Annotated in this window: 10 protein-coding genes and 4 tRNA genes; 10 read left to right on the top strand and 4 right to left on the bottom strand. The window is 35.0% G+C overall.

What is annotated here, in order from left to right:
* Positions 1 to 654: PorV/PorQ family protein (locus tag Q0L29_RS09795; RefSeq protein ID WP_296621235.1), on the bottom strand; the 654-nt coding region annotated here is incomplete at its 3' end.
* A complete protein-coding gene (gene lon, locus Q0L29_RS09800; protein WP_296621238.1) occupies positions 651 to 3,146 on the bottom strand; it encodes an endopeptidase La in 2,496 nt (831 codons plus the stop codon). The genes Q0L29_RS09795 and lon, both read right to left, overlap by 4 nt.
* 197 nt (positions 3,147 to 3,343) lie before the next feature.
* Here lon and Q0L29_RS09805 point away from each other — a divergent pair, with 197 nt between their 5' ends.
* The 6 genes from Q0L29_RS09805 to Q0L29_RS09830 all read left to right on the top strand — a co-directional run bounded on the left by Q0L29_RS09805 (position 3,344) and on the right by Q0L29_RS09830 (position 10,313).
* Entirely contained in the window at positions 3,344 to 5,296 is a 1,953-nt protein-coding gene (locus Q0L29_RS09805; RefSeq protein ID WP_296621240.1) for an OmpA family protein, read from the top strand.
* Between the two features lie 293 nt (positions 5,297 to 5,589).
* Positions 5,590 to 6,399: an alpha/beta hydrolase gene (locus tag Q0L29_RS09810; protein ID WP_296621242.1), complete on the top strand. Its 810-nt coding sequence runs from the start codon at positions 5,590 to 5,592 to the stop codon at positions 6,397 to 6,399.
* A complete protein-coding gene (locus tag Q0L29_RS09815; RefSeq protein ID WP_296621245.1) occupies positions 6,396 to 7,514 on the top strand; it encodes an ATP-binding protein in 1,119 nt (372 codons plus the stop codon). The genes Q0L29_RS09810 and Q0L29_RS09815 overlap by 4 nt, the downstream gene beginning before the upstream one ends.
* Before the next feature lie 493 nt (positions 7,515 to 8,007).
* Positions 8,008 to 8,688 carry a hypothetical protein gene (locus Q0L29_RS09820; protein WP_296621247.1) on the top strand — a complete coding sequence of 227 codons (681 nt, stop codon included), beginning with the start codon at positions 8,008 to 8,010 and terminating at the stop codon, positions 8,686 to 8,688.
* Between the two features lie 99 nt (positions 8,689 to 8,787).
* Positions 8,788 to 9,282 (top strand): PepSY domain-containing protein, encoded by a 495-nt coding sequence (locus Q0L29_RS09825; RefSeq protein WP_296621249.1) that lies wholly within the window; start codon positions 8,788 to 8,790, stop codon positions 9,280 to 9,282.
* A 179-nt stretch (positions 9,283 to 9,461) separates the two neighbouring features.
* Positions 9,462 to 10,313 carry an outer membrane beta-barrel protein gene (locus tag Q0L29_RS09830; RefSeq protein WP_296621251.1) on the top strand — a complete coding sequence of 284 codons (852 nt, stop codon included), beginning with the start codon at positions 9,462 to 9,464 and terminating at the stop codon, positions 10,311 to 10,313.
* 129 nt (positions 10,314 to 10,442) lie between these two features.
* On the opposite strand, the gene rlmD is transcribed toward Q0L29_RS09830, so the two are convergent.
* A complete protein-coding gene (gene rlmD, locus Q0L29_RS09835; RefSeq protein ID WP_296621252.1) occupies positions 10,443 to 11,843 on the bottom strand; it encodes a 23S rRNA (uracil(1939)-C(5))-methyltransferase RlmD in 1,401 nt (466 codons plus the stop codon).
* A gap of 282 nt (positions 11,844 to 12,125) precedes the next feature.
* Complete coding sequence (locus tag Q0L29_RS09840) at positions 12,126 to 12,845, bottom strand: hypothetical protein (protein ID WP_296621254.1); 720 nt, start codon at positions 12,843 to 12,845, stop codon at positions 12,126 to 12,128.
* Between the two features lie 143 nt (positions 12,846 to 12,988).
* Between Q0L29_RS09840 and Q0L29_RS09845 the strand changes: the two genes are divergently transcribed.
* The 4 genes from Q0L29_RS09845 (at position 12,989) to Q0L29_RS09860 (ending at position 13,835) form a co-directional block, all read left to right on the top strand.
* A tRNA-Phe gene (locus Q0L29_RS09845) sits at positions 12,989 to 13,061 on the top strand.
* 21 nt (positions 13,062 to 13,082) lie between these two features.
* Positions 13,083 to 13,155 (top strand) — tRNA-Lys (locus Q0L29_RS09850).
* Positions 13,156 to 13,604: 449 nt separating this feature from the next.
* Positions 13,605 to 13,677: transfer RNA gene (locus Q0L29_RS09855), tRNA-Lys, on the top strand.
* A gap of 74 nt (positions 13,678 to 13,751) precedes the next feature.
* A tRNA-Leu gene (locus tag Q0L29_RS09860) sits at positions 13,752 to 13,835 on the top strand.
* The last annotated feature ends 291 nt before the right edge of the window (positions 13,836 to 14,126 follow it).

Here is a 14,126-nt window from a genome sequence, read left to right on the forward strand (position 1 = left end):
AAACTCAGGTTTGTATGTTCCGCCTAATTGTATATCAAAAGGTAAATTTCTATCCTCCACTGAAAACCTGGAGGTGAAAAATCCTAAATTTTTGATTACTAAGCCTAAGCTTAAATCTTCATCAGGATGGACAAATGCACCTCCTAAATCAGTCAAAATTGCAGATTGATTAAAACCACTGATTTGATTGGCTACAAATTTTAAACTTGCGCCATATCGAAATACTCCATCTTCTCTGGAATGACTCACTTGAATGGCATAATCAGAAGCACTAAAATCTTCTGTAGCACCACCCGTATTATCAAATCCTTCAAACTGTCCGTAATGGAAATAGCTGATTCCAAAGCTGAAAATACCTAATTTTTCAAAATCCTGAGCATAGGTGATTTGACTGTTGTAAATATCAGCTAAATAGGGATTTAGACTAAATGAAATTTGTCCTGCCATATCCGAATTCAATAATGCAGGGTTTTGCCAGGTCATATTAACATCGCCCACATTGGAACTCACGTTTACTGTTCCCAAGCCGGCTATTCTAGCATGATTGGGTGTTTCTAAAAATTCAAAGGCACGCAGCCCACCTATTTGACCATAAGCTGTTGTAATGGTCAAACAGATGGTGAAAAGGCTTGCTATGACCTTTTGCCAAATCATATAAGAGTGGCAGATACTGTTTTTTTGTTGTCATCTTCAGGAATCACAAAATTTATTGGATTCTTGATTTTTTCATTCAATAAAGCAATTTCTAATACTTCATTTACCTGATCTACAAAATGAATATTTAAGCCTTTGATGTATCTTGAATCTATTTCATCTATGTCTTTCTTATTTCGCTGACATAAAATCACATCTTTGATCCCAGCTCTTCTTGCAGCTAATATTTTCTCTTTCAATCCGCCAATTGGTAAAACTTTTCCTCTCAAGGTAATTTCACCTGTCATGGCTAATCTGGATTTTACTTTTCTTTGCGTAAAAATAGAAGCCAAAGAAGTGATCATCGCTATACCAGCTGAAGGACCATCCTTTGGAACTGCTCCTGCCGGCACGTGAATATGTAAATCATAATGATCAAATACCTTATGATGAATTCCTAATTCTTCTGCATGAGAACGTAAATAGGAGAGGGCAGTCATAGCAGATTCTTTCATTACATCTCCCAGCTGACCGGAAAGTGTCAATTTGCCTTTTCCTCTGCTTAAACTAGATTCAATGAATAAAATTTCACCACCAACTGAGGTCCAGGCTAATCCAGTTACCAAACCAGCGGTTTCATTATCCTGATATATTTCTTTTTCAAAAGCCTCGGCCCCTAAAATTCTTATAACATCTTCCGTTTCAATTTTGCTATTGAACTCTTCCTCCATCGCAATGGATTTGGCAATATTTCTCACGACTTTTCCAATCGTTCTTTCCAATCCTCTTACACCTGATTCTCTGGTGTAATCCTCAATGATTTTAGCAACTGCTTTTTTACTGATCGTAACATCCTTTGCTTTTAAACCATGTTCCTTTTTTTGCTTAGGAATCAAGTGTTTTTTAGCGATTTCTACTTTTTCTTCTAAAGTATAACCGGTTACCTCAATTATCTCCATTCTATCTCTTAATGCAGGATGGATAGTATCTAAGGAATTGGCAGTAGCGATAAATAATACGTTTGATAAATCATATTCTACTTCCAGATAGTTATCCTGGAAGGTTTCATTCTGCTCAGGATCTAGAACCTCTAGCAAAGCAGAAGAAGGGTCACCTCTGAAATCAGAATTCACTTTATCAATTTCATCCAAAATATAAACAGGATTGGATGATCCTGCTTTTTTCATATTCTGAACAATTTTCCCCGGCATAGCACCTACATAGGTTTTTCTATGTCCACGAATTTCTGCTTCATCATGAACACCACCTAATGACATGCGCACATATTTTCTACCTAAGGCATCAGATATAGATTTCCCTAAAGAGGTTTTACCTACTCCCGGAGGTCCATAAAGACATAAAATAGGCGCTTTCATATCCTGCTTAAGTTTTAATACCGCAAGATATTCTATAATTCTTTCTTTTACTTTCTCTAGTCCGTAGTGGTCGCGATCTAATATTTTCTTAGCCCTTTTCAGGTCGAAATTATCTTTAGTCAATTCACCCCAAGGTAATTCTAACAACAATTCCACATAATTCATGGCGACTGGATATTCAGCCGCCTGTGGATTGATACGGGAAAGTTTGTCTATTTCCTTATCAAAATGTTTTTGTACAGTTTTTGACCAGTTTTTATCTTCAGCTTTTAATCTCAAGTTATCCAGTTCTTGATCAGGGCTATCTTGTCCCAACTCATCTTGTAAAACTCTGATTTGCTGTCTTAAGAAATAATCTCTTTGTTGCTGATCAATATCCGTATGAACCTTTTTATGAATTTCATTTTTCAGTTCCAACATCTGGATATCCTTCAGCATGAATTCCAATAGTAAAGTAGCGCGTTCTTTAGCATTGGTTTTTTCCAATAGCTTTTGTTTTTCTGCAACCTCAGAATTGATGTTGGAGGAAAGAAAATGAGTCAGAAAATTAGGGTTTTCTATATTGTCCAAGGCTACCTGAGCTTCTTGAGGAATTTCAGGATTGAGTTTTAAGATCTTACTGGCAGCATCTTTTAATGACTGAATTACCGCCTTGTTAGATTTTAGTTTAGGATCTAGTTCCTCATCATCTAATTCCTGATAAGTGGAAACTAAGAATGGATCTTCCTGAACAATCTCTTTTACTTCAAATTTTTGCTTTCCTTGAATAATGATGGTGGTATTACCATCCGGTAATACGATCATTTTCAGGATACGAGCTACAGTTCCAATGTTGTAAATATCATCCTTTCCTGGATCTTCAACCTTACTATTGGATTGTGCTACTACCCCTATTATTCTATCTCCTTTATAAGCTTTTTTTACCAGTTTAATAGATTTTTGACGACCTACAGTTATGGGGATAACAACCCCGGGGAAAAGCACAGTATTTCTGATGGGTAGGATTGGAAGCTGATCAGGTAACTCTTCCTCTCGCATACTATTTTCTTCATCTGTAGATATGAGTTGTATTAACTCACCAGTCTCATCATCATTTATATCTGAAAAAACTTGTTGATGCTTAAATATTGAATCCATATATATTTTTAATATTTCAGCCACTTTGGCATTTGAAATCTCTTTTTCGTCCCATATAATTGGGTGCTTGCCTAATTCAATTGTTATGCCAATAAAATATTGCCTAATTTTAGATTTAAATTAGATACAATTCCGACATTTTTCGGATATTAAAGTTTAATATACTGACATATTTACCGTAAAACTATCAAATTGTCTTGAAGCACCCTTTAAAATATTGCTTTTTAATATTGTCCCTATGTTTTTCTGTTAATCTTTTAGGACAATATAATCCTCAGGTTGACCTTTCTAAAAACGAGATAGATCAATTATTTCCTTTTTATTTTCCTAACGTAAATCAAATCAATTTTTATGAAGATGAAAACGCGCTGACTAAAATTAATAGAGCTCAAGAAAATGAAAATTGGGAGCGCTTTAAAGATTTGTTAGAGGATTATGTGAAAAAGTTTGCCACAGAAAATTTTTATAAAGACACTCGTTTTATCTGGCAATTAGCTAAAATGGAAGAACTCTATGGTGATTTCGAAAAAGCTAAAAGTTTATATAGACTAGCCTTAAAACACCATCAAAGTAAAATTGATCTAAGGCAGATGGAGATTTTCATGGATTCTGTTCAGCTAGAACAAACGGACGATTATGTGCCCATTGATTATTATTATGAGTTAGTTGATTTTAGAAAATCAATCGATACTTTGGTGCCGCCAAGAGGGATATTGCTTAGCATGGGGAAACAAATAAATTCCAATATGGCAGATTATGCCCCGGCTCTCACATTGGACAATAAAACAATGATTTTCACTTCAAAGCGAAGTTTGAGTGGTAATATATTATCCAATAATTCAAATGAGGATTTATATATAGCGGTTCAAGAGGAAGGGATGTGGCAGGATGCTGTGCAATTGAGAGATATCAATAGTCGACATAATGAAGGTTCTGCAACTTTAAACTCAGAAGGTAATCAGATAATCTTTGCAAGATGCGGGGCTCCTGATGGCTTTGGAAATTGTGATTTATATGAAACGCATCTTCAGGAAGATAGCACGTGGAGTAAAGCGGTTAATTTAGGTGCAAATTTGAATTCTAAAGCCTGGGATTCTCATCCGACCTTATCTGTAACAGGAGATTCTCTTTTCTTTGCCTCTGATCGAATTGGTGGGTTTGGTTTATCGGACATATATTTTTCTGTAAAGGATAAAAATGGTGAATGGACAAGAGCAAGAAATCTTGGACCCGTTGTCAATACGCGGGGTAATGAAGTGAGTCCTTTTATTCATCCTCGTTTTAAAATTTTATACTTCAGTTCGAATGGCCATTTATTGAATTTCGGAGGATTTGACATTTATAAGTCCAATTCTAAATCATTTTTGTGGGATGAGCCTCAGAATATTGGACCTTTGATTAATACAGAAGGAGATGAGTATTATTTTACGATAGATTCCGAATCAGAAGATTTGTTTTATGCCGGTTCATCTTCCATGCGAAGTTATAATCTGGACCTATTTTCATTTCCACTGCCTATGGAAGCAATGCCTGGAGCAGATACAAAAGTTTCAGGGGTGGTGATTGATACAGTAAAAGGGCAGCCATTTAGGGGGATAGTATCGATTGTGGATATTGAAAACGGAATAGAAATCGCCCCAAAATTTACCCGAGAAGACGGTAGCTTTGAATTTAACCTCATTAATAATGCTAATTATGTAATGGTAGTACAATCTGATAAGCTTTTCAGAATAGAAGAAATGTTTTTTCGTTCAGGAGATACTGTTATGAATAGAAATATAGATCCTATATCCAGTAAGATTAGATTTAAATCTATTGAGTTTGAAGAAAACTCTGCAAAGCTCAGGCCCGATATGTATAGTGATTTGGATAAAGTAGTAGATTTTCTACTTGATTACCCAGAGTTTAAGTTGAAAATATCAGGCCATACCGACTCTTCTGGTGATGAGCTACGAAATAAATCGCTATCTCAGGAAAGGGCGGATGCAATTCGAGATTACATTATTATACTGCATCCAATTGATGATGACAGAGTAGTGGCGGAAGGCTTCGGAAATAATCAACCTGTGGTTGTAGATGAAAAGACAGATGACGATAGAAGGTTGAATAGGAGAGTAGAATTTGAAATCTATCGTTCTAAGAATGAGTGATAGATTAATAAAAAAATTTTACAGGAATAAAATGGTCGTTTGAACCTTTTCTTTATTTAAAAAGAAGATTTGAAATTCAAAGTATTTATATTTAATGGCAAATCAAAGATAGAAAGGCTTTAAATAGTTCGTAATGAGCTTTTCCAACTCGATTTTCTTCACTACTTTGAGTATATTAGTAAATAAACTGTTAAGGTAAGATAATTACGAAATCGGTTGGTAAAATCATTTAGCTTTTAGCCTTAATAATTCATTTTAACTTTAAGAGTTAAAATTTTTGGATTTAATGATATATGGAAAAGGATATAATATCGAGAAATTATATTAACAGGCTTGGCAATGGTAATGAACCTATGATGTTTTCCCATGGTTACGGTTGCGATCAAAATATGTGGCGTTTTATTACCCCAGCTTTCGAAAAAGATTATGACATTATACTTTTTGATCATGTAGGTTCAGGGAATTCTGATGAACAGGCATATAATGTTGAAAAGTACAATGACCTAAATGGTTATGCAGATGACATTATTGAAATCTGTGAAGTGCTAAAATTGGAAAAAGTTACTTATGTGGGGCATTCAGTTAGTAGCATAATTGGAATTCTGGCGGCTGCTAAACGCCCGGAATTATTCAAAAAGCTAATATTAATTGGACCATCACCCTGCTATATTAATAATGATGAATACTATGGTGGCTTTTCAAAGATGGATATTGATGAGCTTATTGAAACGCTTGAAAGCAATTATCTTGGATGGTCGAGTTCGATAACGCCTGTAATAGCAGGAACTCCTGGTAAACCGGAATTTTCAGAAGAATTGCATAATAGTTTTTGCAGAATGAACCCCAAGATTGCCAAACATTTCGCAAGAGTAACCTTTCTAGGGGATAATCGTGAAGATTTATCAAAGGTAACTGTACCGGCATTGATTATTCAATCCCACCCAGATATAATAGCTCCTGTAGAAGTGGGCAAATTTGTATATAAAGAGATGCCAAAAAGCAGTTATACACAACTTGAATCACCTGGACATTGTCCACATTTGACTGAACCTGAACAAACTATAAGGGCAATGAAATCTTATCTAAAAAAATTAAAAATTTGAAAACAGAAGATGCAATAGATCTTTATGAGAATGCCCCTTGTGGCTATTTAACGATGCAGTCGGATGGTAATATCATTAAGATTAACAGCACCTTACTTAACTGGTTGAATTTTGAAAGAAGCGAAATTGTAAACAAGAAAGCATTCCGCGATTTTTTAAGTATGGGGGATAAAATTTACCTCGAAACGCATTTTATGTCTTTACTACAGATGCAGGGCGATGTTACTGAAATTAGTTTGGAATTAATTGGGAAAGGCACGATTAGGATTCCGACATTGATCAATGCAAAACAAATTCAACAGGATTTTAATAAGCAGCCTGTATATCTAATATCTGTTCTCGGCATTACGCATCGAAAAATGTATGAAGAGGAGTTACTAATAGCACAAAAAAAAGCTGAAGAAACTACGCATAGATTAAAAGAAATGAATAAAGTACTTGAACGTTTTGCTTATACTGCTTCACATGATTTACAAGCCCCGTTAAATGCTATTTCCGGCATGGTACACATCCTTGAGAAAAAAAACGTTATTCAAGCCGGATCAGAAGAGGAACTTATTTTTTCAAAAATCGCAAGCAATGCCGAATTGATGAAAATGATGATTCGTGATTTGCTGGAATATTCCAAAATAGATGAAAAATCCTCAGGTTTTGAAGCGGTTTCCCTGAATGAAGCATGCAACCTGGCCTTGGAGATTCTTGATGGTGAAGTACAAAAAAATGAAGCCATTATAAACATACCTGATTTGCCTGAAGTAATGGGTGTAAAAATCCAATTTGTTCGACTTTTCCAAAATTTATTTTCAAATGCAATCAAATACCGGTCAGAAAAAAATCCTGTGATTACCCTTTCGTGGGAAAAGAAGGATGATTTCCACACTATCTATGTTCAAGATAATGGAATGGGATTTGAACAAGTAGACGAAAGTAAAATATTTGGTTTTATGGAACGCTTACACAGCCATGATTCCATTGCAGGAACTGGAATAGGGTTGTCTGCCTGTAAACGAATTGTGGAAAAGCACGGAGGGAGAATAGGGGTAAAATCAAATCCAAATAAAGGAAGTACATTTTATTTTACAATTTCTGTTATAGATGAAAGTAAGCATCACTAAGCTCATAGCAGTTAAGCCTAATTAAGGAAGCTTTCATTTTCAAATCTTTTTTTTACAAAAAAAAAAATCACCACTGCAATTTGTAGTTGAAGAAGTATAAACCTGCAAGGTGTTCAGTCTCACGATTATATTTGAATTTGTAAGTATTCTGATATTTGAAGAGTACAAGCTCAGTTTTCTCTTCAGTTTGTGATTTTGTAATAATATAATCTTCATTAAACTGAAACAACTTCTTTTGTATTACATGAGCTGTTCAGCTTATTTATGAGATTTTAACTCAAGTCGGATAGGTGTTTAGGTTCGAAATAACCTGTGTTTTCATCAATTTATCATTATTGTTTTAGTGAGGATTTTTGCTTTTGAGCGAAGTTATGGTGTAAAAATAAATGCTTTTCTTACATCATTCAGCTACTCCCAGCCTAAATATCTATCCAATGTTTTCCAACTATTTTGAGAACTTATCAGTCTATAGGAAAATTAACAAAACATAAAAATGATGAAAATTAAATCTTTATTGGTAATGACTGCAATAGCTTTCGGAATGTTTGCTTGCAGCGAAGATGAAACAAATGGTGCTAGATTAAATCTAGACTTCAATACAGTGACTACTGTAGATAATACTAGTCAAAGAGCTTTGACAAATGGTCTGATATTTACAGATGGCTTCATAACTTTAAGTGAGATAAGATTTGAAGCAGAAGCAGATGTGGATTCTTTAGAAATAGAATTTGAATTGGAGCAACAAACTGTATTAGATTTTGCAACTGGAACTACTAATCCAGATATAAGCGGAATTTCTATTCCTGCTGGAACTTATGAAGAAGTAGAAATTGAAATTGAGCTTTTTGACGAAGGCGATGAGCCTGGAGTAGTATTGAATGGTACGTTTACTTACAATGGTGAGTCTCACCCTGTTCGTTTCGAGTTTAATTCAGGAGAAACTTTTGAAGTAGAGATGGAAGGAAATGTTGTTTTATCTGATGGTATTAATGCTCTTGCAGAAATAACACTTGATCCTCATGTGTGGTTTGCTACTGTAACTGCCAGCCAACTTGCTGCTGCAGAAAGAGATGCAAATGGAGTTATCGTGATTAGCGAATCCATAAATGCAGATATTTTTGATATAGCAGCTGATGGTTTAGATCTTGCAACAGATGTGGAGTTTGAGTATTAGTATTTATTTACAAATCTGATAAAGAAATTCAAGGGAGTGGGCTCATAGCTCACTCCAATTATTAGCAGTTAAATTATTTTTAAAACTTATTTATTAATTATGAAAAAAGTATCACTATATTTTTTAGCCGTATTATTTGCAGGAGTTTTTGCTTCTTGTAGCGATGATGAGGATGAAGTTTTACCGATAACAATGGAGCAAGCAACTTCAAAGGCTATGGCCGCAACATCCGGAACAGTAATTGCATCTACAACCACTACAACTGCTGCAGGGGTAACTTATTTCGAAATAGATGTAAAAACTAGCTCAGGGGCAATTATAGAGTTTGAATATTATCAAGAAGATGGATCTTTGAAAGGAATTGAAGGAGATCAGGGCCCGTTTGATTATGAAGTGGATCCGGGAATGGGTTTGATAAAATTTTCTGCAGCAAAAGATGCTGCCCTGAATGCGCAGCCTGGAGAGGTTTTGAGATGGAGTCTTAAAGAAGAGTTTCCTGATGTGTGGATCTATACATTTGAGGTTTTGGCCAGTAACGGTGAAGAATTTGAAGTTGGCGTTAACGCCCAAACGGGAGCCGCAGAAGTAAAGTAATGGGATTGGAAATTCTATTGTTTAAATAACTCAATGATACATTCTAACACTAAAAGTGTTAGTGTCTCATAAAATTGATTTTGCGAAGGATTTTCAAAACTTGACAAATTTGGATTAATTATAATCAAACTAAAGGCGATAATGAGTAGTTATCGCCTTTTTTTTAATAAAACTCGCTTATGAAAATTTTAAAAACATCATTAATTACCCTAATCTTTTTCATGATCTCAGACTTTGCTTTTGGGCAGGTGAGATTTGGAGGAAAAGTTAATGTCGGCAGTTCGTGGATCAGCTCAGGAAATTTAAAAAACAATCTGGAATTCCAAATGAATAGAGATATTGATATAAAGGATTGGGATGTTAGTTACAGACCTGGAACAATGGTTGGCGTTGGCGCTGTCGCTAACTATTTATTGACCGATAAATTGTCATTGCAAGGAGAGTTGTCTTTCAATTATCAGAAATCTAATATAAAGATCAGTTATTTAGAGGATACTAGAGATCAAGCAGGTACTGGTACTATTGAAACGATCGATTCCGAAGCTAAGATAATATCTACGCGTTTATCTGTACCGGTTACATTGCATTATTCTCTCGGATTGGATAAGCCGGTACTTTTAGCTGGACTTGAGGCCAACTTTTTAAATACTCCTCAGATAGAATCTATTGAATCTGAAGTAGTGAGAGATTTTGATAATGGTACTTTAATTGCAGAACAAAAAGACGCAGAAGCCATCACTGGAGATTTGGACATCTTCAATACCGTACGGTTTAATTTTTTTTTGGGAGCTGCAAAATCGGTAGAATTGGCCGGTAAAGAAATATCAATACAACTAACTTATCATTTGCCGCTAAGCGCATCAGAAATGTATAGTTTTAGTAATAGGGCAGCATTTGATAATAATACCTTTAAAAACAATGAGATCTTTGGTGCTTTAGGAAAAATAGATGCAGAATTAGATGCTCCTGCTTATCCTCTAAATGATTTTAGAATGCACTATCTTGATTTTTCTATCACATATTTGTTTTAGGGGCAAAAAATGATTTGCATCTTCTAAGAAGATTTAACTTTATAAAAAAAAGGACTGGAAACATATACTTATGTATCAGTCCTTTTTTTATTATAACCTAGCTAAATTTTAATTTATACTTCTTTATTTTTATTTCAACTCTAGTAACACCACATTTTCCACATGATGTGTTTGCGGAAACATATCAACCGGTTGAACGGATGTAACTTTATATTTCTCATCCAATAAAGCCAAATCTCTTGCTTGTGTGGCTGGATTACAGCTTACATATACTATTTTATTTGCACTTATATTCAGAAGAGTTTTAATCACATCAGGATGCATTCCTGCTCTTGGCGGATCGGTGATGATAACATCTGCTTTGCCATGCTGAGCTAAAAACTCATCATTAAAGACATCCTTCATATCTCCTGCAAAGAAATCGGTATTCTCTATCTTATTGAGTTGAGAATTGACTTTGGCATCCTCAATGGCTTCAGGAACATACTCCACACCAATCACTTTTTTGGCACTTTTAGCAATGAAATTGGCAATAGTTCCTGTTCCGGTATAGAGATCGTACACAATTTCATCTCCTTTCAAATCAGCAAAATTTCTGGCTACTTTATACAATTCATAAGCTTGATCTGAATTGGTTTGATAAAAAGATTTTGGGCCAATCTTAAATTGTAAACCTTCCATTTCCTCTATAATGTGATCTTTTCCATAGAATACCTGCACATCCAAATCATGGAAAGTTTCATTCCCTTTTTGATTTAAAATGTAAAGCAAGGAAGTAAGTTCAGGGAAGTTCTCTTTTATATGATTTAGCATCATGCTCAACCATTCTTCGTTTTCTTCTGCAACCTGCAGGATGACCATAGTCTGACCAGTGGTTGAAGTCCGGATGATTAAGTTTCGTAGAAAGCCAACTTGCTTAATTAAATTGAAGTAGGTAATCTTATTGTCTTTTGCAAAGCGATCAACTGAATTACGAATAGCATTGGAAGGATCTGCTTGCAAATAGCATTTCTCAATTTGAACAATCTTATCAAATCTTTTAGGAATATGAAAACCTAAAGCATCTGATTCAAATTCTTTACCTGATTCTATTTCTTCTGTGGTCAACCATCTGTTATTAGAGAAGGTGTACTCCATTTTATTCCTGTAGAAAGTAGTGTTTTTAGAGCCGAGAATAGGTTTGATTTCAGGTAAGTCAACTTTCGCAATTCGCTCTAAAGAATCTTTCACTTGCTCGCTTTTAAAGCCCAGTTGGTCTTCATAGCTTAAATGCTGCCATTTGCATCCGCCACAAACACCGTAATGACTGCAGAAAGGCTCTATTCTAAGATCTGATTTTTTATGAAATTTAATAGCACTTCCTTCCAGGAAGCTTTTCTTTTTTTTATGTACTCTAACGTCAATGATGTCACCGGGAGCAGTTCCCGCAACAAATACTACTTTATCGTTGTAATAGCCTAAAGCTTTACCTTCTGAAGCTATTTTTTCAATCTCTAATTCCTTTATAATAGGGTGTGGTTTTCTTGCCATAGCCTGCAAAATTAGCCTAATATTTTTGAAGGGAAAAGCTTGAATACAGAATTAATGATAGATGCTCATGTCAGACATTGAGAATGTTTGACATTTTTGCAGTGCGGTTTGACAGTTGCAACCGTCTAATCGCTAATCTACAAAAATAGCGGTTTAGTTTACCGGTCAGACGGTTCTAACCGTCTTACCGCGGGAGAGTTTGTGCTCACGTAATTTAAGCCTGTCACATCAGCAAGTTGTTAAGCTTTTTGGGGTGCATTTGTCTACAAATGCTAGCAAAAATCAAAGCTTTTTAATCTGAGAAGTTTTAATATAAGCCTCTTTATCTTCAAAAATCACTTTACTCCATACATCAACCTGATCTTTGACTTGAATTTTTGCAGGGGCATTTACTTTCTCAACCAAATTAGCTCCAGATGAAGGTCCTTCCAATAAATAACTTGGAGTGTTTGTAATGATGGCTTCAGATTTCCCGCTATAATTATTTAAGAAAGCTACAATTAGAAGTGGAATTAAGGCAATAGTGAAATAGCTTTTCTTTTTTTGAGTAGAATTCTGATGCTTTATCATCATTCCAATTCCCAAGAAGATAATTATAGAAAAGAATAATTGGAAGTATATTTTCCACTCTTTATAAAATAAATCAGCTTGATAGCCTAACCCATAGTCAAAACCAACAGCATTTTTACTTTCTGAAGTTTCTTTTAAATAATCAATGACTTTTTCGTCTTTAGTGAATTGATAATATTTTTCTAAGTAATACATAGAATGACCAAGATTTCCCATTCCTTCTTCAATTCTAGCTAACTTTAAGAGCATAGCAGGACTAGAATTCCCTTCATTATAAATTTTCTCGTAAATTTTTATTGCACTTATATATTGCTTTTTTTCATAGAGTGAATCAGCCTTAACTAATTCCTTTTCAAGGGACTGCGTATATCCAACAGTAGTGATAACTATAAGAAGAATAAGTAAAGAAAATAGAAATTTGAACTTTAGCATTTGCATTTTATTAATTAGTACTTACCTTTGCAACGCAATTAAGGAAAACGACTCCTTAAAAGCAATAAAAACTCTCCATACTCATGAAAATTGAGTTTGTTAATTAAACGGATTGACAGGAGATTAATTTTAATTCCTGACTCGCTAGCTCAGCTGGTAGAGTATCCCGATTAAAAGAATCGGGAGGGTCTTGGGTTCCGAACCCAAGCTGAAGCATTTACTTAATACAATTAAAATGACTCGCTAGCTCAGCTGGTAGAGCACATCCCTTTTAAGGATGGGGTCTTGGGTTCGAACCCCAAGCGGGTCACATATAATAAAATTGTATTCACAATTTTAAATTCTTCAATTAAATGAATTGAAGAATAGTTTTTTTTAATATTTGATTTGCTATTAGACTTATTTAGGGAGTAGTTTTTCCGATTAAGCAAATAGAGATGCTTCTGGTTTTTAACCCAAAGCTGTAAATCAATTAGCAAAATAAATATGACTCGTTAGTTCAACTGGTAGAGCATCCCGACTTTAGAAGTCGGGAGGGTCCTGAGTTCGAACCCCAAGCGGGTCACATAATTTTTAAATTGTGAAAACAATTTTGTCTAACAAATTATTTAAGAAGCTCTGATAAAATGATCAGAGCATTTTTTTTCTTTAAGATTTGACTCGCTAGCTCAGCTGGTAGAGCATCCCGATTGAATGGATCGGGAGGGTCTTGGGTTCGACCCAAGCTATATAGCATTACATTACTTATACAAAAAATATGACTCGCTAGCTCAGCTGGTAGAGCACATCCCTTTTAAGGATGGGGTCTTGGGTTCGAACCCCAAGCGGGTCACTATCATAAAACCTATCTGTTTAAAAATGGATAGGTTTTTTAGTTTTAGCATGTATATTTGCTATAAGTATTTAGCGCACGTGGTGAAATTGGTAGACACGCCACCTTGAGGGGGTGGTGCCTTAACTGGTGTGGAAGTTCGAATCTTCTCGTGCGCACAAATGAAAAAGGCTGTGAAATTCAAATTTCACAGCCTTTTTTGGTTTCTATTGAATGAGGTACTGTTCACTCTCAATAAAATCTGAAACCTGTCAGGTTTTAAGTTTCAATTTAGATTTAATGTTAATTTTATTTTAGTTAATAAACTTAGATGTAAACCTGACAGGTTTTTAAACCCCGGTCGGTGGCACACCGACCGGAACCCACGATTGTATTAATCCGCAAAAGCCATCAATAAATCTTGTTTAGTGATGATATGTCTCACTAGTTTTTTACGGTGACTAAGTTGA

The sequence above is a fragment of the Marivirga sp. genome (assembly GCF_024636815.1).
GTDB lineage: Bacteria > Bacteroidota > Bacteroidia > Cytophagales > Cyclobacteriaceae > Marivirga.